Here is a 21,857-nt window from a genome sequence, read left to right on the forward strand (position 1 = left end):
GCCGTCTATCGCAGCCCCGTACCTCGTCAGCGACGCCACGGCGTTCGGGTGTTGTAACGACCCGATTGCCGTAGCCGCTGGCGAGTGAAACGAGCCTGCAGCAAGGGCCGGAAAATTCTCCCTTGTTTCAGAACAGTACTTTGGCCACATCGGCAAAGCGCTTGGCGAAATGCACGGTGATGCCCTCTTTCAGGTAGTCCGGCAGCTCCTCAAAGTTGCCCCGGTTAGGTTCGGGCAGAATCAACTCGTGAATTTTCTGCCTGCGTGCCGCAATCACTTTTTCACGCACGCCGCCAATCGGTAACACGTACCCGGTCAGCGTCAGCTCGCCGGTCATGGCGATGCCTTTTTTCGGTGCCTGATTGCGGGCCAGCGATAACAGGGCACTGGCCATGGTCACACCGGCACTCGGACCGTCCTTGGGCGTCGCACCTTCCGGCACGTGCAAGTGCACAAAGGCTTCATCGAAGAAGCGCGGGTCGCCGCCAAATTTCTGCAGATTGGCGCTGATGTAGCTGTAGGCAATTTCGGCCGACTCTTTCATCACATCCCCCAGCTGTCCGGTCAGCTTGAAGCCGCGATTGAGGGTGTGGATGCGGGTTGCCTCGATCGGCAGGGTGGCGCCGCCCATGCTGGTCCAGGCCAGACCGGTAATGACTCCGGTGCCGCTGATGACCTGCTCGTTACGAAACGGCGGCATACCCAGCGAAGCTTCGAGATCCCTGGGCCCGATCTTGATCACCGCCGCGGGATCATCCAGCAACTTGACCACCGCTTTGCGTACCAGCTTGCCCAGCTGTTTTTCCAGCTGGCGCACCCCGGCTTCACGGGCGTAGCCGTCGATCACGGCACGCAGGGCGCTGTCGCTGATGCTCAGGCTGTTTTTTGATACCCCGGCTTTCTCCAGTTGCTTGGGCCACAGGTGGCGCTTGGCAATGGCGATCTTTTCTTCGGTGATGTAACCGGAGAGGCGAATCACTTCCATACGGTCGAGCAATGGCCCGGGGATCGAGTCCAGGGTGTTGGCGGTACACACGAACAGCACTTTGGACAGGTCCAGGCGCAGGTCCAGATAGTGGTCGAGGAAATCGACGTTTTGCTCCGGATCAAGGGTTTCGAGCAACGCCGAGGCCGGATCGCCCTGGAAGCTCTGGCCCATCTTGTCGATCTCGTCGAGCATGATCACCGGGTTCATCACTTCAACGTCTTTCAGTGCCTGTACCAGCTTGCCCGGCTGGGCGCCGATATAGGTGCGCCGGTGGCCCTTGATCTCGGCTTCATCGCGCATGCCGCCAACGCTGAAGCGATAGAACGGGCGCCCCAGGGATTCGGCAATGGATTTGCCGACGCTGGTTTTACCCACCCCGGGAGGGCCGACCAACAGCACGATCGAGCCGCTGACCGAGCCTTTGTAGGCACCTACGGCCAGAAACTCGAGGATACGGTTTTTAATATCATCGAGCCCGGCATGGTGGGCATCGAGCACTTTTCGCGCGTGCTTGAGGTCGAGCTTGTCCTGACCGAACACGCCCCACGGCACCGCTGTCGCCCAGTCCAGATAATTGCGGGTCACCGCGTATTCGGGCGATCCGGTTTCCAGAATCGACAGCTTGTTCATTTCTTCGTCGATGCGTTTTTGTGCCTGGGGGGGCAGGGTCTTGCCCTCAAGACGTTGCTTGAACTGCTCGATATCGGCGCTGCGATCATCCTTGGTCAGTCCCAGTTCCTGCTGGATCACCTTGAGCTGTTCCTTGAGGAAGAACTCGCGTTGATGCTCGCCGATCTTGAGATTGACCTCGGCCGAAATTTCTTTTTGCAGCCGCGCGACTTCGACTTCCTTGCGCAGCATCGGCAGGACTTTTTCCATGCGCTTGAGTATCGGTACGCAATCGAGCACTTCTTGCAGCTCGTTGCCGGTGGCCGAGGTCAATGCTGCGGCAAAGTCGGTAAGCGGCGACGGGTCATTCGGACTGAAGCGATTGAGATAGTTTTTCAGCTCTTCGCTGTACAGCGGGTTGAGCGGTAGCAACTCCTTGATCGCGTTGATCAGCGCCATGCCGTACGCCTTCACCTCGTCGGTGGGGGCGGTATTTTCTTTCGGGTATTCAACCTCCACCAGATACGGTGGACGGTGGTGCTTGAGCCACATGCTGATGCGTACGCGGGTCAGGCCCTGGGCCACGAATTGCAGTTTGCCGTTTTCGCGGCTGGCGTGATGCACCTTCACCAGCGTGCCGTATTCCGGGAGGCTGGAGGTGTCGAAGTGGCGGGGATCATCGGGAGGGGTGTCGACAAAAAACAGCGCCAGCGAATGATGCGGCGACTTGCTGACCAGCTCCAGGGTTTCGGCCCAGGGCTCTTCATTGACGATGACCGGCAACACTTGCGCCGGGAAGAACGGCCGATTGTGAATCGGGATGATGTAAACCTTGTCCGGCAGATTCTGCCCCGGCAAGGCCAGCTCAGTACCTGCAGCGTGTTCGGTTGATTCGGTCTCGGTGTGCTCTACATCGGTGTACTCAGTTGTATTGTCCGGGAATTCTTGCTGGTCGCTCATGGGGCACCTGCGCAATTGGGTATGTGTCTTAGATGGGGCGTATTGCCAGTGGTTTCAAGGTGAAGGGTTTTTCATCATCAGGGGCATGGGCCGGTGGCAGCCCCGGGCCCCGGGATTGTCATGGTTCCAGGCGGATTCGCAGGCACAAAAAAAGGCGGCCATCTCGCGATGGCCGCCTTTCCCGGAACCGGCTGTAAGCTTACTCAGCCAGTTTAAACGCTACCACGTAGTCACCTTGCTTGGTGCCCAGCGAGCCGTGGCCGCCAGCGACAACGAGCACATACTGGGTGCCGTCCTTGCCGGTGTAGGTCATCGGTGTGGCTTGACCGCCAGCAGGCAGGCGACCTTCCCACAGCAGCTTGCCGTTGCTTACATCGTAAGCGCGCAAGTACTGGTCAAGGGTACCGCTGAGGAAGGCTACACCACCGGCAGTGGTGAAGGTCCCGCCCAGGCTTGGAACACCCATTGGCAGTGGCAGTGGAACCGGCGAGCTGTCACGCACGGTGCCGTTTTTGTGTTTCCAGATCAGCTGGTTGTTGGTCAGGTCGACTGCAGCCACATAACCCCAGGACGGAGCCTGGCAAGGCAAGCCCAGTGGCGACAGCAGCGGCTCGAGGATGACCCCGTACGGAGCGCCCTCGTTAGGTTGCACGCCTTCGGTTTCACTGACACGCGGACCCAGTGCAGCAATTTCTTCACGGGGGATCAGCTTGGAAGTGAACGCCATGTAGCTCGGGTTCAGGAAGGCGATCTGGCGAACCGGATCGACCGAGATGCCGCCCCAGTCAAACACGCCGAAGTTGCCTGGATACACGATGGAACCTTGCAGCGATGGCGGGGTGTACATGCCGTCATAACGCAGGGATTTGAAGTTGATCCGGCACAGCATCTGGTCGAACGGGGTAACGCCCCACATGTCGCGCTCGGTCAGATCCGGCGGGCTCAGGTTCAGGTCCGAGCGAGGCTGGGTTGGCGAGGTGTGGTCACCCTTGACCGCATCGCCAGGTGCCGGCACTTCGTGGATCGGTACGATGTCTTCGCCAGTGCGGCGGTCCAGCACGTAGATGCTGCCTTGCTTGGTCGAAGCCAGCAGTGCCGGTTTCACGCCATCGGCTGTTTTCATGTCCATCAGGGTCGGTTGACCACCAACGTCCATGTCCCACAGGTCATGGTGAGTGAACTGACGGGTCCAGCGAACTTTACCGGTATTGATGTCCAGAGCAGTTACGCCTGCGCTGTACTTCTCGGAGTCCTCGGTACGGTCGCCGCCATATTGGTCAGGCATCTGGTTGCCCATCGGCAGGTAAAGCATGCCGAGGTTTTCGTCCACTGCGAACATCGACCACATGTTGGGCGAGTTGCGAGTGTAGGTTTTGCCTTCGGCAATCGGCGTGGTGTCGTCCGGGTTGCCGCTGTCCCAGTTCCATACCAGTTTGCCGGTACGTACGTCGTACGCGCGGATCACGCCGGATGGCTCGTTGGTGGAAAGGTTATCGGTTACGTGACCACCAATCACAACCAGGTCTTTGGTCACGGCAGGTGGCGAGGTGGAGTAGTAGCCACCCGGAGTGAAGTCACCGATGTTGTGGCGCAGGTCAACCTGGCCATGGTCACCGAAGTCTTCACACATTTTACCGGTGTCGGCATTGATGGCGATCAGACGGGTGTCGGCAGTCGGCACGAACAGACGACGCGGGCACGAGTTGCTCGCAGTAGCGGCCGCAGGCTCGGCAGGGCTTTGTTCAGTGCCGGCTTTGGCGTAGGCCGCTTCGTCGTGATAGCTCACGCCACGGCAAGTCATGTGCGCCCAACCTTTGAAGTTGGCCTCGTTCATGGTGCTGATCTTCGGATCGAAGCGCCAGATTTCCTTGCCGGTATCCGGGTCAAGGGCAATCACCTGGCTGTGTGGGGTACACACATACAGCATGCCGTTGACTTTCAGCGGAGTGTTTTCGGCAGTGGTTTCGCCGGGATCGCCAGCGCCAGGAATGTCACCGGTGCGGTATGTCCAGGCTGGAACCAGCTTGTGGGCATTCTGCGGGGTGATTTCTTTCAGCGGCGAGTAGCGGTCACCATGGGCAGTACGCCCGTAGGACTGCCAGTCACCATCGGGCATGGCCGGAGCGGTGTTGGTCATGCCAGGTACGGCATCTCGGTCCAGCTGGCCTTTGATTTCCCCCGGGCTGGTGAACTGGCTGGCCAGTGCAGCGGCACCGGCAAGCACTACGGCAACGCCCAGCGCGCCGGTAGCAACCGGAGCTGGCTGACCGCGCAGCAGTGGACGACGAAACCATGGCAGCAGCAACACGATGCCGATGGCAAACCACAGCGCCAGACGCGGCACTAACTGCCACCAGTCCAGACCGACTTCCATCAGCGCCCAGACGGTGCTTGCAAACAGCACCAGCGCGTACAGACCCAGCGCCGCGCGGCGCCCGGCAATCAGCAGCGCGCCGGACAAGCCAAAGCCGATACCGGCCAGCAGGTAATAACTCGACCCGCCGAGCGTCAACAGCTTGATACCCCCGACCAACATGGCCAGGCCCATTAGCAGCAGCAAGATACCGAGTAGGCTTGGTAGCAAGCGGCCTCGACTGAAAGCACCATCAGTGCTCATAGTGTGGTTCTCCGTTACGTTAGAGGTGTTCCCGCGCAGGCTGCCTTTGAAGGACGATTCGAGGCGGGGATGATTCATCGAAATAGGTTCTTTGTTGCTCGTTTCAAACACGGGACTTGCAGCTCGTTCCTCAGAACGAGCTTTGAATTTTCAAACCGCCGATCAGGGCGTCATCTACCTTGCTGACGCCGCCGGGGTGGCGGATGTACTGCAGGTTCGGTCGAACGGTCAGCCAATTGGTGACATGCACGCCGTAATAAAGCTCGGCGCTGTACTCGGTATCCTGGGGCGGCAGGTAGGCCGGGTTATCGAAATCGTAGAGGGCGCGGGCCTGATTGGTGGCCTGGGCATTTTTGCGGTAGGCCGGGTTGACATGCACCCTGGCCATGGCGAAACCGATGTCGTCTTTGGGGCGTGCATCGAACACGCCTTTGTAGATGAGACCTGCCTGAACATAGTTGTCCACGGCGTTGGTTTTCTTGTCGTGAGCGGTGGCATTGGCAAAAACACTCAACCCCCTTGACTGGTCGCTGGCGCGGGAAGTGAGCTGTTGTTGCACGCCCAGCCACATCCCGTTTTTGCTTGAACTGCTGCGATATGCTTCGCCGGTTAACGCGGCCGGTTGGCCATTTACATCTTTGTAAACATTTGTTGCCTTGGCATTACTGTAGTAGTAACCCGCCCGATATTCCCCTGGCAGGCCATTAATTTTTGGCGTCCACACCAGTTCGATCGGCAGCACCGCGCCTTGTGTACCGCTGCCGCTGAGCTTGAAGCCATTGCCGCGATCCAGGTTCGAAGGGTTCTGCTCATAGGCGCCGACCTGTGCATACAACTCGGGCGTCAGGTGGTATTTGACCCGCAGCGCCCACTGGCTGACCGGCCAGTTGTACCAGATGCTGCCGGCCCAGTTGCCGACCTGGGAGCCGCAGAAAGCCAGGTTCTGGAAGTCGCAGGGGAAGGTGTTGAAGTCTTCGCCTTGACCGAAACGACCGACCTTGATGTCGAGTTTCTGATCGAAAAATTTCTGCTGGTACCACATCTGCGTCAGGCGGGTGGTCTGGCCACGGCCCCAGACTTCCTGGGCCGAAGTGAAGCCGCCCACACGCGGATCGTTGATCCGGTCATTACTGATGTTGTTACCGCTGCGCTGGGTAATGGTCAGCTGAAATTCAGCGTCGTTCCAGCCCAGAATCTTCTGCAAGTCCAGATGCGTGCCCAGGCCGAACTGATCGCTGTAGCGCGCAGTGCGGTCATGGTCATAGCCGCCATGCAGGTTCGAACCCACTTCGCCGACATAGTCCAGGGAGAACGCATAGCCCTGTTTTTCAAGCTCGCTTCGCGTGCCGCCCCAGTCGCCGAGCATCCATTTGGAGTCGCTGTCGAAAGCCGGGGCCGCCTGCACGCTGGAGGCAAGGCCCAAAACAGCCAGGGAACCGAGCAGGCTCAGGGCCTTTTGCCCGGCAATAGGGCGTCGTGCGCCGGGTTTGCGCAAAATCTGAAATGTAGACATGGTCGAGATGTAGGTCTTTATAAATACGGCTATGGCAGTGGGTAGCGCTGTCTTTGGAGGCAGGATTAGCACTTGGAGATTTGAAGGCAGAGTGAATCGATTCAGCCTTCGATGGGGAAATGATAAAGCCCCGAAACGTTTAGAAACAGCACTTTAAGTGACATGGATCATTTCTGATTCGGTAACAGTGTGCTGCGACCGTTCGTCCCAGAGGCTTTTTGCCTCATGTTTGAGGCGGATAGCGGTATATGCGGACCAGATTTTTATTGAGAAGCGTCGAAATAATAAGGCCCCGGGCGGGGCGCAAATGGATATTTAAGGGTGGGAGCTGGCTTGGGCACTGGTGACATGGATCATTTCTGATTCAGTAACAGTGCGCTGCAATCGTTCGGCCCAGAGGCTTTTTGCTTCATGTTTGAATGTGGGAGCTGGCTTGCCAGCGATGCAGGCGACGCTGTTTCCCTGCACAAGCGCAGTGCAGCCATCGCCGGCAAGCCGGCTCCCACAGGAGATTGGGCACTAAGTGGCATGGATCATTTTCGCTATCAGTGCGCTTCTCCCTTTCGCGCCAGAGGCTTTTTGCCTCATGTTTGAATGGTGGGAGCTGGCTTGGCAGCGATGCAGGCGACGCTGTTTTCCTGCGCAAGCGCTGTAGAGCCATCGCCGGCAAGCCGGCTCCCACAGGAGATTGGGCATTAACTGGCATGGATCATTTTCGGTATCAGTGCGCTGCGCCCGCTCGGCCCAGGGGCTTTTTGCCTCATGTTTGAATGGTGGGAGCTGGCTTGCCAGCGATGCAGGCGACGCTGTTTCCCTGCGCAAGCGCAGTGCAGCCATCGCCGGCAAGCCGGCTCCCACAGGAGATTGGGCATTGAGTGGCATGGATCATTTTCGGTATCAGTGCGCTGCGCCCGTTCGGCCCAGGGGCTTTTTGCCTCATGTTTGAATGTGGGAGCTGGTTTGCCAGCGATGCAAGCGACGCTGTTTCCCTGCGCAAGCGCGGTGCAGCCATCGCCGGCAAGCCGGCTCCCACAGGATATTGGGCATTGAGTGGCATGGATCATTTTCGGTATCAGTGCGCTGCGCCCGCTCGGTCCGAGGGCTTTTTGCCTCATGTTTGAATGGTGGGAGCTGGCTTGCCAGCGATGCAGGCGACGCTGTTTTCCTGCACAAGCGCGGTGCAGCCATCGCCGGCAAGCCGGCTCCCACAGGATTGGGCATTAAGTGGCATGGGTCATTTTCGGTAACAGTGCGCTGCGCCCGCTCGGCCCAGGGGCTTTTTGCCTCATGTTTGAATGGTGGGAGCTGGCTTGCCAGCGATGCAGGCGACGCTGTTTTCCTGCGCAAGCGCAGTACAGTCATCGGCGGCAAGCCGGCTCCCACAGGAGATTGGGCACTATGTGGCATGGATCATTTTCGGTATCAGTGCGCTGCGCCCGCTCGGCCCAGGGGCTTTTTGCCTCATGTTTGAGTGGTGGGAGCTGGCTTGCCAGCGATGCAGGTGACCCTGTTTCACTGCACAAGCGCAGTAGAGCCATCGCCGGCAAGCCGGCTCCCACAGGAGATTGGGCATTAAGTGGCATGGATCATTTTCGGTATCAGTACGCTGCGCCCGTTCGGCCCAGGGGCTTTTTGCCTCATGTTTGAATGGTGGGAGCTGGCTTGCCAGCGATGCAGGTGACCCTAGTACAGCCATCGCCGGCAAGCCGGCTCCCACAGGAGATTGGGCATTAAGTGGCATGGATCATTTTCGGTATCAGTGCGCTGCGCCCGCTCGGCCCTGGGGCTTTTTGCCTCATGTTTGAATGGTGGGAGCTGGCTTGCCAGCGATGCAGGCGACCCTAGTACAGCCATCGCCGGCAAGCCGGCTCCCACAAGATTGGGTACAGAGGCGAGAGCGCTAGAAGGTGGTACGCAGGCCGACCTCTATCCCTCGCCCCGGAGCAGGGGCAATATCACGCAAAATCGAGCTGGCATAACGCACTGTCTGGTTGGTCAGGTTGTCGCCTTTGACGAACGCCAACCATTGGCTGCTGCCCACATCAAAGTGATAGCCGGCACTGGCGCCCAGGGTGGTGTAGCCGTCGGTACCGGACTCATTGGCCGGAACTCGCCCCTGATTGCTGGCATGTTCGACATCGATCCGTGCCTGCCAGCGATCCAGCTCCCACAGCAGGCCACTGCTCAGGCGCAGCGGGGCGATTCGTGGCAAGGCTTCACCGGTGTCGAGGTTGGTGGCGCGGGTGTAGTCACCCGACAGTTCAAGTGCGAACTTGCCGTAGGCACTTTCCCCAAGCGTCCAATGATCCTTGGCTTCGAAACCTGTGAAACGAGCCCGTACTCCGGAGTAGGTGTACTCCGGTATGCCGTCCGCATCGGGCTGACCTTCGTCGTTCAGGGTGCGACCTGTACCCAGCAGGCCGATGTAATTGGAGAAGTGGCTGTAAAACACGCCGAAGCTGCCTTTGTGGGTGCCGTTGTCAAAGCGCAGGGCCAGGTCGCTGGACACGGCTTTTTCTTTGGACAGACTGGCGTTGCCCACCTCATAGGTGCCGGTGGCAACGTGGGCACCGTTGGCGTAAAGCTCGTAGAAGGTCGGTGCGCGTTCGGTGTAGCCGAGGGTGGCGGCCAGCGACCAGATGGGGGTGAGGGTAAACACGGCGCCTGACGACAGGCTGGCGGCGGTGAAGCTTTTGGAACTGTCAGCGGCAGAAAAACGCTCGTTACCCTTGGCGTCCGGGTCCACCACGGTATGTTCCAGGCGCCCGCCGAGGCTGAGTTTCAGCCTGTCAGTGGCCTGCAGTTCTTCGAGAATAAACAGCGCGCCGCTGTTGGTGTCGGTCTGCGGCACGAAAGCTTCCTCGCCCAGCGCCGAGAATTCGTTGCGATTGACCTGCGCGCCGATCACCCCGTTCAACGGCCCGAGCGGCAGGTGACGGGCTTCGACCCGGGCTTCGTAGCCCTTGTTCTTGAAGGTGGTACCCACTTCCCCCCCTTCGATTTCGCGATGCTCGTAATCGGTGTACCCGGCATTCAGTTTCAGGGCGCTGAACGGCCCTTGCAGGTTGCGTATTTCCGAGGCGAAAGCGTAATGGTCCTGCTTCATGCGGATGCGTACGTCCTGCTCTGCAGGCGAGCCGTAATTGGCGTCGTAAGTGCTGTAGGACAACCCGGCGTAACCGTCATCCCAGGTGTAGGAACCGCCCAAGGCACCGCCATCCTGACGGCCGTTACTGTTACCCAGGCGGCCCCTTTTACTATCGTCGTCGTCACTTTGCGGGGCGTGCCGGCTGCGGGCCTCGCCCGGGATTTTCAGGTCATTGAACTCGCGGGCGTTGGCATCCAGGTGCAAGGCGAAAGTGCCATCGCCAGCTTCCAGTTTGCCTGCACTGCTGCGGGTGGTTGCGGCGCCGCCATAACGCAGTTCACCGGCGCCATGAATTCCGTCGATGGCTTCAGTCGGGATGCGGTTGTCGAAGGTGTTGACCACGCCGCCGATGGCATTGCCGCCATAGAGCAGAGCCGCCGGGCCACGGACGATTTCGATCCGCTCAACATTGACCGGGTCCAGTGGCACCGCGTGGTCGTATGACAGCGACGAGGCATCCAGCGCGCCGACACCATTGCGCAGGATGCGGATCCGGTCGCCATCCAGTCCGCGAATGATTGGTCGGCTGGCGCCCGGGCCGAAGTAGGACGAAGACACGCCGGGCTGTTTGTTCAGGGTTTCCCCCAGGCTGCCTTGCTGTTGCAGGGTCAGGTCGTCGCCCTCCAGCACCGTGGTCGGCGAGGCCAGCTGGCTGCTGCCCAGAGGATTGCCGGTAATCACTTGGGGTTGCAGTTCGAGGGCATAGGCCGGGGAGGCGATGAGCAGTGCGGTGGCCAGCGGCGTCAGGCGCAGGCGCAGGCGTCGCAGGTTACGTGGGAAAGCAGGGGCGGACATTGCAGGTTCCTTGGCAAGGGGCAGGGGAGGACAGGGGGCGCTGAGCGCTCTTTGAGTGGCAAGCTATAGTTACAATATAACATTGCTTTAATGGTCGACAAGCGGAACTTTCATTTGGCCGTCAGGTCACCGCTAGACTGGCTGCATAGCGAATGCTCTTCCCCCTGAGCAGGTGCTCGGCTAAGGTGCGCGACTTTCCTCTATTGCTTAAAAGGCTCGGCATGACTGAACCCAACAACAACCCATTGCACGGCGTGACGCTGGAACAGATCCTCACTGCGCTGGTGGCGCATTACGAGTGGGAAGGGCTGGCCGAGCGCATTGATATTCGCTGCTTCAAGAGCGACCCGAGCATCAAGTCGAGTCTGACCTTCTTGCGTAAAACGCCCTGGGCGCGGGAAAAGGTCGAAAAGCTGTATGTGAAATACGCCCGTACCAAACGCGAACTTTGACAGACCCATGAACGCAACCGCGATGGGATTGAGCGAAGCCCGGCAGCGCATGCTATGCAGACTGGTGGCGATACTGGGATGGACCGGGCTGGCCATTCAGCTTGATCTGGTGCTGTTTGCGCGCTGGACATCGGGAGCGAGTCTGGTGGGGGGGCTGGTGGCCTACTTCAGTTTTTTCACCATCCTCAGCAACACCCTGGCCGCGACAGTGTTGACCTTTGCCGCTGGCACGCGAAATGCCACAGGCAAGGGGTTTTTCCTGCAGCCCTGGGTCAGCAGCGGCATTGCCGTGAGCATTATCGTGGTGGGTGTGGCGTATAGCCTGCTGCTGCGCCAGCTCTGGCAACCGCAGGGCCTGCAATGGCTGGCCAATGAAGTGCTGCACGACATAATGCCGGTGCTGTTCACGGTGTACTGGTGGTTCTGCGTACCCAAAGGGTCGCTGCGCCTGAGCCATATCGGGCTATGGGTTTTGTACCCTGCGCTGTATTTCGCCTACATCCTGTTGCGCGGCGACTTGCTGGGTACGTACCCGTATCCGTTTGTTGACGTTGAAACCCTTGGTTATGCACAGGTGTTCGTAAATGCCTGCGGGATTCTGGCGGGGTTTGTGCTGGTGGCGCTGGTTGTCGTGGGGCTGGATCGCTGGCGCGGCCGAACAACCCTGTTGTTGTAGGAGCGAGCTGATTGTGCCTGGAAGCGCTCGCTCCTGCAGGTCAGGCAGGGCTATTCTTCTGAACTGCTGTCCAGCCGCCAGTAACCTGCAGCCTTGACGAATTCTTCATCCAGCCCGTGGCTATCCAGCAACACTCTGCGCACTTTGCGCGACAACGCCGTTTCGGTAGCGACCCAGGCATAGAGCTTGCCTTGTGGAACGCTCAGTCCTTCGACGATCTCCAGCAAGTTGTTTGAGCCGTCGCGGTGAACCCAGATCACTTCCACTGAGGCTGCGCTGTTCAAAGTCTGCTCTTCAGCGGCGTTCTCCACCTCGACCACCACCAGGGCGCGACGATTGGCGGGCAGTTCTTCCAGGCGCCTGGCAATTGCTGGCAACGCGGTTTCGTCGCCGATCAGCAAGTAGCTGTCGAACATGTCCGGTACTACCATCGAGCCCCGCGGACCACCGATATACAACGATTGCCCCGGGCTGGCCTGAGCCGCCCAGGTGGCTGCCGGGCCGTCACCGTGCAAAACAAAATCGATGTCCAGCTCAAGTGTGTCCAGGTCATAGCGACGCGGGGTGTAGTCGCGCATCGGTGGCATGGTCTTGCTCTTCATGCCTGCACTCAATTCCAGATTTTCCAGGGTCGCCAGTTCCTCGGCGGTCTGCGGGAAAAACAGTTTGACGTGGTCGTCGCTGCCCAGGCTGATAAAGCCTGTGAGCTCAGGGCCGCCCAGGGTGATGCGGCGCATGCGCGGGGTCAGGTCGACCACCCGCAGCACTTCAAGTTTACGACGTTTGATTTCGTGGGTGACCCGGTGAATGGTCTGGGTATCAGCGGTATTCATTGAGCATCCTCCTGTGCAGTAACAGGGCCGTCGACTATGGCTTTGGCAGTGTTGTTGAGCAAATCGCGGACCCGCACAATTTCTGCCGGGCTCCAGCGACCGTGATGCATTTGCAGGGCGTGGCGCAGGTTGTGCACCGCTTCGTGGATTTCTGCCGGACGATCATGGCCGCGCAGTGAGCGCTTGCTGACCTCGATGCGCATACGCACGCCATCCAGGGCAATGGCCTGATCCGTCAGGGACTGGCGACCCAGGTCGGTCACGCAATAGCGTTTTTTCCCGCCCTCAGCATCGCCCTGGATCATTTCGCTTTCTTCAAGGAAGGTCAGGGTCGGGTAGATCACACCGGGGCTGGGGCTATAGGCGCCGTCGAACATGGTTTCGATCTGGCGGATCAGGTCGTAGCCGTGGCAAGGCTGTTCAGCAATCAGGGCCAGCAGCAGCAATTTCAAATCGCCAGGTGCAAATACCCGTGGGCCGCGGCCACCGCGTTCGCGGCCTGAGCGTTTCTCGAAACTGTCCGGGCCCGCGCCATGGTCGCGGTGATGGGGATGATGTTCTCTCATTTTTCTTAGTCCTCTCTGCAAGTTAGATACAACTTAAGATATATCTTAAGAAGAGCGCAAGTGCAGTAGACGAACGGTAATGATTCTCAACACTCGCGTCCCGGTGGCGAGCCGGCTACGAATTGATGATGAACTGCAGGAGCGAGCTTGCTCGCGAGCCTTGCGCGATCTTGCAGAAGAGCTCGCGAGCAAGCTCGCTCCTACAGGAGAAGAGGGGGTCAGAGGGTTTGTGCGGGTTTCGGGATCTGGCACAGGGTGTGGGTGCCGGGTTGCAGGTAAGGCGTGAGAATGGGCGCCATGCCCTTGAGCACTTGCACCGGCAATGCCGAGGTGAACTTGAAGGCTTCGGCCGAGCGCCCGGGTACGAAGGCGGTCAAGGTGCCGAAATGATGATCGCCGATGTAAAACACGAAAGTGGCGGTGCGGTTGATTGATTTGGAACTGAGGATTCGTCCGCCAGCCCCCATGCTTTCGATCCGGTTGTCACCGGTACCGGTTTTGCCGCCCATGGCCAGCGGGGTGCCATTGTCCAGTTTGAAACTGCCCGATACGCGTCGCGCCGTACCTGCATCCACCACTTGGGACAGGGCATCGCGCAGTGCGCTGGCAACTTCGCTGGGCATCACCCGGACCCCTTTGTCGGGATCGTTTACCAGGCGGGTTTCGTACGGCGTATCTGCGGCGAAATGCAGGGTATCAATGCGCAACACCGGCAAACGGACGCCATCGTTAAGGATGATCCCCATCAGCTCCGAGAGCGCTGCCGGACGGTCACCGGAACTGCCCAGCGCTGTGGCGAGGGACGGTACCAGATGGTCGAACGGGTAGCCCACCTGTTGCCAGCGCTGGTGAATATCAAGGAAGGCTTCGATTTCCAGCATGGTGCGAATCCGGCTGTCCCGGGCGCTTCTGTGCTTGCTTTTAAACAGCCAGCTGTAGACTTCCTGACGCTCGAATTCACTGGCGGCTATTGCTTGCTGGAAGGTGGCCTGGGGATTGTTCAGCAGATAGCCCAGCAGCCACAGATCCAGTGGATGGACTTTGGCAATGTAGCCCTGGTCCGGCAGGTCGTAGGTGCCGGGGCCATAGCTTTGGTAAAGCCTGGCCAGACGTTCGTCGGTGATCTTGTCGCTGCTGAGGTGCGAACGTACGAACCTGTTGAACGTGGCCTGCTCAGCATGGGGGAACAGATAGCGGTGCACCGCGGACATGCGAATGGCGGTGGGGTGCATGCTGTCGAGAAAGGTCTCCAGGCGCGCCTTGGAATCCTTGCCTTTGTATTTTTTCCAGAACTTGAGCATGTAGGTCGTACCTTCGCGGTCGGCGAAGCGGCTCAGGTATTCCTGCCGGCGCGGGTTCTGGTCATCGCGAAGCAATTCGGCATTGTTGCTGGGTGCCTGGTAAGAGGTGTAGCGCACCACATCGCGCATAAGGCGCACGAACGGCAGGTTGATCGATTCCCGTATCGCGTCCCGCAGGGAGGGGCTGCGGTTGTTGTCCTGATTGCGGAAGTTGTGGAAGTGATGCATGCCGCCCCCGGTAAAGAAACCTTCCCCGGGGTTGGCTGAATACTGCCGATCCAGAGCCGCATCGAGCATTTTGGCGAGGCTGGCGCCGGGGTTCTGGATCATGTATGCCAGGGCCCAGCGAGTCAGAGGGTCTTGATCGGTAATCTGGATTTTTTTCAGGTCGGCGCTCGACTGGCTGGCATAACGCTCATGCAGCTCGGAAATGATTTGCAGGTAGGTGGTCATGACCCGCAGTTTGGCGGTAGAACCCAGCTCCAGCTTGCTGCCTTCATTGATATCAAAGGGTTGGTCGGTGCTGTCGGTCTGCACCCGCGCGCGCGCGCCATCGGGGGTGAGTTCAAACAGAGTGAAGCTGTAACGCACTTGCGCGGTACTGGTTGGCGTCAGCAAGCTCGGGCCCAACAGCCCCAGCTTGCCGGCAAACACGGGGTCAGCCAGTTTGCGCAGGTAGTCACTGGCCTGCTGCTGCAAATCACCCTGCAAGGTGCTGGTGGCTGACAGGTCAAGGCGATCGAGATCATAGAGCGGGCGCTTGAGCAGGACCGATAGCCGACTGCGGGCGAGGCTGATGCCCTTGTTGGTTTCGACGGGTTGAATCGTCGGCGCCTGTTGCCAGTCGCGGTAGGTCACGCGGCTGGCCAGGGCGGCGGTTGTCAGTGCGGGATCGATCACATTGCTCTGCGCAAGCAATCGTATGTGGCTGTCGGTCAGTTGCGCCAGTTCATCGCGGCCCTTGGTCAAATAATGTGACGGGCGACGCTGGGCAATCATCAGCGACAGCACCTCGCGCAGCGCCAGGCCTTTATCTGCCAGGCTTTTTGGGTCAGTAGCGGGGCTGCTCAACTGTTGATTGACCTGATTGAAGTCGGCGCCGTACCACACGCGCAGACCCTCAGCCATGCCATGCACTTCGCCGTGGCCGGGTACCGCGGAAAGCGGCACGCTGTTGAGGTAGTCGCGTACCACTTTCTGCCGTGCTTCCAGTGTTTGCGGACCACCCTGGTAAGCCCGCACGCTGGCTGAAATCATTTGCCGCAGCTTTTCGCCACCGGACAACGTCAAACCATCCGGAGAGTGTCGGTATTTTTCGAGTTGTGTGGCCAGGGTGCTGCCCCCTGCCGACTGGCCGGGCAAGTGCAACAGTTTGGCCACTTGAGAGTATGCCGCCATGGCGAAACGCGGCCAGTCGACCGCAGGGTTGGCCATTGGCAGTTTTGGGTCCAGCAGGTCGCGGTTTTCAATAAACAGCAGGCTGTGAACCATCAGTGGCGGAATACTCGCAAAGCTGGAGTACAGATGCTGCGGGTAATCGTACTGGTACAGGGGGCTGCCGGCACAGTCGGTGATAGACAGCCCGGCCTGGATTTTTTCGGAGTAGGGCACGAAAAATCCTTTCTCGCTGTAGCTGAGGAGCTCAGGGGAGAAGCGGGTTTGCTCAGCGATTATGTAGTCACGCTTTAACAGACGCGGCAGGAAATCACCCAGGGCGCTGTAGCCCAGGCGCTGGTCGAAAGGGCCTGTTCCGGGATAGCGGATCGAGTCTGTGGGACCTGCATGCATCGAGTAGCTCAGGGACGCAGCAAAACGGCTGAACTCCCGGGCCTGGAGTTTTGAAGTGCGCACTTCGTTGGCAATGGCAAACCCGCAGACGATCAGTGTGATTAACACCAGGAGCCAGAATAAACCCCAGCCATAGCGCCCCGATTTGCCCTTTTCTGGTTGGGGCACAGGTTCCGCCATTGTCGTTGATGGCTCTGCGGTTTTATTGGAATTGGAATGCCACAGTACGCCCATAGTTTGCAGATCCAGATGCGCATATTGGCTGCGCTTGAATGAAGCGTAGACGCTGACGCAAGCAGGCGAAAAGATTTGTGCCGTGGAAGTGAACAGAATTTTGCGACCCTGGCCGTTACCCAAGTGTTAAGTGGTATTAGTCCTAAAGTGCAGGACTAGAGCCTTCAAGCAGCAAAACAGGTCTTGGAACGGGGCATGACTGTGCACCAGCCCTATGCAATACTCGCCGCCGATCTCAACAGGGCATTTCCCTTTTGGTCCATCGACCTACAAGGTCAGGGCCGATCAAGAGGCAAGCCAGGTCACTCACCCGGTTTGGTCGAGCGCTCAGTTGATGCACATCCAAAAACAATACGAGGTTGTACTTTTATGCCAGTCGGCAACCACCAGCCCCACGGTGAAACCGCACAAGGCGGTCCGCTCAAGCGCGAGCTGGGCGAACGCCACATTCGCCTGATGGCCCTTGGCGCCTGCATCGGTGTCGGCCTGTTTCTGGGCTCGGCCAAAGCAATTGAAATGGCCGGCCCGGCCATCATGCTGTCTTACATCATCGGTGGCCTGGCCATTCTGGTGATCATGCGCGCACTCGGCGAAATGGCCGTGCACAACCCGGTAGCCGGCTCGTTCAGTCGCTACGCCCAGGATTACCTGGGGCCATTGGCCGGATTTCTGACCGGCTGGAACTACTGGTTCCTGTGGCTGGTGACCTGCGTTGCCGAAATCACCGCGGTGGCGGTGTACATGGGTGTCTGGTTTCCCGATGTCCCGCGCTGGATCTGGGCGCTGGCTGCGCTGATCAGCATGGGCTCGATCAACCTGATTGCAGTCAAAGCCTTCGGCGAGTTTGAATTCTGGTTTGCTCTGATCAAGATCGTCACCATCATTGCGATGGTGATCGGCGGCATCGGCATTATCGCGTTCGGCTTTGGCAACAATGGCGTAGCGTTGGGTATTTCCAATCTCTGGACCCATGGCGGCTTCTTGCCCAATGGCATCCAGGGCGTGCTGATGTCCCTGCAAATGGTGATGTTCGCCTACCTTGGTGTGGAAATGATCGGCCTGACTGCCGGTGAAGCCAAGAACCCGCAAAAGACTATCCCGAGCGCGATCGGTTCGGTGTTCTGGCGCATTTTGCTGTTCTACGTCGGCGCGCTGTTTGTGATTCTGTCGATCTACCCGTGGAACGAAATCGGCACCTCGGGCAGCCCGTTTGTGATGACCTTCGAGCGTCTGGGTATCAAGACAGCGGCAGGCATCATCAACTTCGTGGTGATTACGGCAGCACTGTCATCGTGCAACGGCGGTATTTTCAGCACGGGCCGCATGCTCTACAGCCTCGCGCAAAACGGTCAGGCCCCGGCCAACTTCGGCACCACCTCGAAAAATGGTGTGCCGCGTCAGGCATTGCTGTTGTCGATTGCGGTGTTGCTGATGGGCGTATTGCTTAACTACCTGGCGCCCGGACAAGTGTTCGTGTGGGTGACTGCGATTGCGACCTTTGGTGCGATCTGGACCTGGCTGATGATCCTGCTGGCTCAACTGCGCTTCCGTAAAAGTCTGAGCCCTGAAGAAGCCGCCGGCCTGAAGTACCGCATGTGGCTGTACCCTTACAGTTCATACGCCGCTTTGGGATTCTTGCTGATGGTTGTAGGGCTGATGGCCTACTTCGAGGAAACCCGGATCGCCCTGTTCGTGGGCCCGGCGTTCCTGATTCTGCTGACGGTGCTGTTCTACGTGTTCAAGCTGCAGCCGACCCAGACAACATCGCCAGCGGTCCGTAGTTAACTCCCCCTGCACCGCTCATTCTGCAGTAGCGAGCTTGCTCGCGCTGCAATCACCTCGGTCAATCCGTTAAACCGAAGTGATTGCATCGCTGGCAAGCCAGCTCCCACAGTGCTGCTTACCTGGCAAGCCAGCTCCCACAGTGCTGCTTATCTGCCAAGCCAGCTCCCACAGTGCTGCTTATCTGCCAAGCCAGCTCCCACAGTGCTGCTTATCTGCCAAGCCAGCTCCCACAGTGCTGCTTATCTGCCAAGCCAGCTCCTACAGTGCTGCTTATCTGCCAAGCCAGCTCCTACAGTGCTGCTTACCTGGCAAGCCAGCTCTCACAGTGCTGCTTACCTGGCAAGCCAGCTCCCACAGTGCTGTTTACCTGGCAAGCCAGCTCCTACAGTGCTGCTTACTTGGCAGGTCGGGCCAGGCGCTTGTTCCAGTCCAGCCATGCGGCCAGCACGGCCATGATCCCCACGCCCATCAGGGCGCTGAAAATCTGCATCACCATGACGTCCCCCCCCAGTGCATTCAGCATGTCGGCCAGCGGCGCCAGAATCACCCCCAGACAAAACACTTCCAGAGAGTAGCGACCCATGCGGCAGGTTTGCCGGGCGAACCAGTTGTTCAGCCAGCCACTGTGGGGCACCAACCTGGCAACCACGTAAGCCAGCGCCAGAAAGTGCAGCAAGCGAACCGGCGAGAGATTGGTCTTGCTGATCGGGTACAGGTATTCCCCCAGCCATGGCGGCATGACCGCGTCGTGCAACTGAGGCCACTTCCATGACAACGCCAGCAGACCTGTGAGCAACAGGTACACCACGGCCGTCATAAACAGGGGTTGATGCGACAACGCTCGAGTTTCAGGCGCCTTGCCTTGTTGCCCGTGAAGCGCAGCCGCGCCCCCCAGAATGAACAGGAATTGCCAGGCCATCGGGTTAAAGAACCACACGCCGCCTTCCTGGGCCGCGAAGTTCCACACCGGTGCCAGCAAGTACAGCGCGAACGACACGGCCAACACGTATCGGGCTTTGCGCAGCAACATCGGCAGCACCAGCGGCAAGCCCAGCAACAGCACGATATACAGCGGCAGCGGGTCCATCAGGTTGGGTTTGAAACGCAGGAGCAGCTCGTCGGTCAGTGCCTGTTGCGGGTTGCTCAGGAAGTACTGCAAGCCCATCTCTTGCACCAGATCCCGGGTCTCTACATGGCTGTTGGCAAAGAACACGATGCCCATCAGCACCGCGAGCAAGAAAATATGCACCACATACAGCACCCAGGCGCGGCGCAGGATTTTTACTCCGGCGATCAGCAGGCCGTCACGCTGTGCGATTTTTCCGTAGGCCAGTACCGCGGCATAACCGGCCAGGAAGACAAAGATTTCTGCAGCATCACTGAGGCCGAAATTACGCACGGTCAGTTCGGCCAACGGGTTGTGCGGGATGTGATCCCAGAAGATAAAGATCAGCGCCAGCCCGCGAAAGAAATCGATGCGGTGGTCGCGTCCGTTAATCGTCACGGTGAGTACTCAAACGAAAGGTTGAATTAAGACCGGCGCGCGTAACAGATGATGCGCGCCGTACATCGGCGGCGCGCAGGGTGCGGGTATTGGTAGCTAATTGCAAAGGTTGGATATTGCAGAATATCTCAAGGGCCACAGGTTGGTGTCGTCAAAAGGCATTCATGAACATAAACCTGCATTCCTGCGACTGGCATGCATTGATCTGCGGCACCAACCGCCTGAAATGCTCACTTTGGCAGTGAGCATCCAGAGCGGCCTGATCGGGCCATTGCTCGACAAAAATAAAATGCCCCGGATCCTGGTGATCCACATACAAGTCGTAAGCGATGCAGTCAGGCTCCAGGCGGGTTTTTTCCACCAGCTCGGCGTACCACGGGCGCACAGTTTCAAGGTGTTCGTGCTTGATGAAGTCTTCGGCAATCACTTTCAACATGTTGATCAGTCCTGGTCAGGCTGCGGCAATTTCATTGGGTTCAAAGCTGTCGGCCCGGGCCATTTGCCACATGCGCGAATAGAACTCGCCATTGATCTCGCCGGTCAGCAACTCGCCGGGTTTGAGGAACACGTGCAGTTGCGAGAACAGTTTGATTTCGGTGGCCGAGACACGGCGCACCAGGTGTTTGGCCGAGAGTTGTGCCGGGTGTTCCAGGCCTGCTGCCGCGAGCATTTCGGCCAGTGCCTTGAGGGTGTTGGTGTGGAACTGCAACACCCGCTGCGCCTTGTCCGGTACCACCAGCGCACGCTGGCGCAGAGGGTCTTGAGTGGCGACGCCGGTCGGGCATTTGTTGGTGTGGCACGATTGCGACTGAATGCAGCCGACGGCAAACATGAAGCCCCGGGCCGAGTTGGCCCAGTCGGCGCCAATGGCCAGCACGCTGGCAATGTCGAAGGCGCTGACAATCTTGCCGCTGGCTCCCAGCTTGATTTTGTCCCGCAGGTTCAAGCCCACCAAGGTGTTGTGGACGAACAGCAAGCCTTCGCGCATCGGCGCGCCGATGTGGTCGGTGAACTCCACCGGGGCGGCGCCGGTACCGCCTTCCTTGCCATCGATGACGATAAAGTCGGGGAGGATGCCGGTTTCAAGCATGGCCTTGGCAATCCCCATGAACTCCCACGGATGGCCCAGGCAGAACTTGAAGCCAACAGGCTTGCCGCCGGATAGCTCACGTAACTGGGCGATGAATTGCATCAGTTCCAGTGGTGTTGAAAATGCACTGTGGCGCGAAGGCGAGATGCAATCTTCGCCCATGGGTACGCCGCGGGTTTCGGCAATTTCCGGGGTGACCTTGTGCTTGGGCAGAATACCGCCATGGCCCGGTTTGGCACCCTGGCTCATTTTGATTTCGATCATCCGTACTTGCGGGGTGCGGGCCTGTTCGGCAAAGCGCTCGGGATCGAATCGACCGTCAGAGGTACGGCAGCCGAAGTAGCCGCTGCCCAGTTCCCAGGTCAGGTCACCGCCATTTTCACGGTGGTAGGAACTGATGCTGCCTTCGCCGGTATCGTGGGCAAAGTTACCGAGCTTGGCGCCCTGGTTCAGCGCGCGAATGGCATTGGCACTCAGCGAGCCAAAACTCATCGCCGAAATATTGAAGATGGAGGCCGAGTACGGCTGGGTGCATTGCGGGCCACCGATGATGATGCGGAAGCTGGCGGGGTCGGTGAGCGGTGCCGGGCGCATGGAGTGGCCGATAAATTCGAAGCCGGGCTGGTACACGTCAACCAGGGTGCCAAAAGGTTTGTCGGCGCTTTCGTTCTTGGCGCGGGAATAGACCAGGGAGCGTTGCGCCCGCGAGAAGGGCAGTGCGTCGCTGTCGGACTCCAGCAGGTACTGGCGGATCTCCGGGCGGATAGCCTCCACCAGATAGCGGATATTGCCCAGGATCGGATAGTTACGGCGCACCGCGTGGGGGCTTTGCAGCAGGTCGAAAATCCCCAGCACGCTCAAGATAAGGGTCACGGTGGTGAATGGCCATAACCACTCGTAGTGCATAAATGGCAGGCTGGCGAGAGTGAAAATCACGCAGAAGGCAAAAAACGCATAGCGGCTTAGCAGTGACAGGCTCATAGGGTTTCCTGTTTCAG

General features: G+C 59.0%; 13 protein-coding genes. 3 read left to right on the top strand and 10 right to left on the bottom strand.

The genetic code is table 11. The features are described from left to right. Positions 1–127: 127 nt before the first annotated feature. From lon to EQV90_RS13300, 4 genes are all read right to left on the bottom strand, one after another. Positions 128–2,557, bottom strand: a complete 2,430-nt coding sequence (gene lon, locus EQV90_RS13285) for an endopeptidase La (protein WP_127196111.1) — start codon at positions 2,555–2,557, stop codon at positions 128–130. A gap of 199 nt (positions 2,558–2,756) precedes the next feature. Beyond that, the gene (locus EQV90_RS13290) at positions 2,757–5,174 is read right to left on the bottom strand and encodes a glucose/quinate/shikimate family membrane-bound PQQ-dependent dehydrogenase (protein ID WP_010655644.1); all 2,418 of its coding nucleotides are present in this window, start codon (positions 5,172–5,174) and stop codon (positions 2,757–2,759) included. 130 nt (positions 5,175–5,304) lie between these two features. Continuing rightward, positions 5,305–6,687 (bottom strand): carbohydrate porin, encoded by a 1,383-nt coding sequence (locus EQV90_RS13295; RefSeq protein ID WP_240878207.1) that lies wholly within the window; start codon positions 6,685–6,687, stop codon positions 5,305–5,307. 1,900 nt (positions 6,688–8,587) lie between these two features. Next, positions 8,588–10,630, bottom strand: coding sequence for a TonB-dependent receptor (locus EQV90_RS13300; protein WP_240878208.1), 2,043 nt, complete (start codon positions 10,628–10,630; stop codon positions 8,588–8,590). A gap of 221 nt (positions 10,631–10,851) precedes the next feature. On the opposite strand from EQV90_RS13300, the gene EQV90_RS13305 reads away from it, so the two are divergent. After that, positions 10,852–11,082, top strand: coding sequence for a VF530 family protein (locus EQV90_RS13305; protein WP_003443274.1), 231 nt, complete (start codon positions 10,852–10,854; stop codon positions 11,080–11,082). Between the two features lie 22 nt (positions 11,083–11,104). Continuing rightward, positions 11,105–11,758 carry a Pr6Pr family membrane protein gene (locus EQV90_RS13310; RefSeq protein WP_240878235.1) on the top strand — a complete coding sequence of 218 codons (654 nt, stop codon included), beginning with the start codon at positions 11,105–11,107 and terminating at the stop codon, positions 11,756–11,758. 50 nt (positions 11,759–11,808) lie between these two features. On the opposite strand, the gene EQV90_RS13315 is transcribed toward EQV90_RS13310, so the two are convergent. The 3 genes from EQV90_RS13315 to EQV90_RS13325 form a co-directional block, all read right to left on the bottom strand. Next, a complete protein-coding gene (locus tag EQV90_RS13315; RefSeq protein WP_240878210.1) occupies positions 11,809–12,591 on the bottom strand; it encodes a siderophore-interacting protein in 783 nt (260 codons plus the stop codon). After that, a complete protein-coding gene (locus EQV90_RS13320; RefSeq protein ID WP_003443267.1) occupies positions 12,588–13,157 on the bottom strand; it encodes a PadR family transcriptional regulator in 570 nt (189 codons plus the stop codon). Before EQV90_RS13320 ends, EQV90_RS13315 begins: the two co-directional genes overlap by 4 nt. A 218-nt stretch (positions 13,158–13,375) precedes the next feature. Beyond that, positions 13,376–16,480: a transglycosylase domain-containing protein gene (locus tag EQV90_RS13325; RefSeq protein ID WP_240878212.1), complete on the bottom strand. Its 3,105-nt coding sequence runs from the start codon at positions 16,478–16,480 to the stop codon at positions 13,376–13,378. Between the two features lie 369 nt (positions 16,481–16,849). Between EQV90_RS13325 and EQV90_RS13330 the strand changes: the two genes are divergently transcribed. After that, a complete protein-coding gene (locus tag EQV90_RS13330) occupies positions 16,850–18,265 on the top strand; it encodes an amino acid permease (protein ID WP_003443263.1) in 1,416 nt (471 codons plus the stop codon). A gap of 394 nt (positions 18,266–18,659) precedes the next feature. Here EQV90_RS13330 and EQV90_RS13335 read toward each other — a convergent pair whose 3' ends face one another. The 3 genes from EQV90_RS13335 to EQV90_RS13345 form a co-directional block, all read right to left on the bottom strand. Continuing rightward, complete coding sequence (locus EQV90_RS13335; protein WP_003443261.1) at positions 18,660–19,769, bottom strand: OpgC domain-containing protein; 1,110 nt, start codon at positions 19,767–19,769, stop codon at positions 18,660–18,662. A 151-nt stretch (positions 19,770–19,920) separates the two neighbouring features. Then, positions 19,921–20,205, bottom strand: a complete 285-nt coding sequence (locus tag EQV90_RS13340) for a putative quinol monooxygenase (protein WP_010655648.1) — start codon at positions 20,203–20,205, stop codon at positions 19,921–19,923. A 15-nt stretch (positions 20,206–20,220) separates the two neighbouring features. Beyond that, a complete protein-coding gene (locus EQV90_RS13345; protein ID WP_003443257.1) occupies positions 20,221–21,840 on the bottom strand; it encodes an FMN-binding glutamate synthase family protein in 1,620 nt (539 codons plus the stop codon). Positions 21,841–21,857: the final 17 nt, after the last annotated feature.

The organism is Pseudomonas sp. TMW22089 (assembly GCF_022496645.1).
In the GTDB taxonomy this organism is placed as follows: Bacteria; Pseudomonadota; Gammaproteobacteria; order Pseudomonadales; family Pseudomonadaceae; genus Aquipseudomonas; species Aquipseudomonas paraversuta.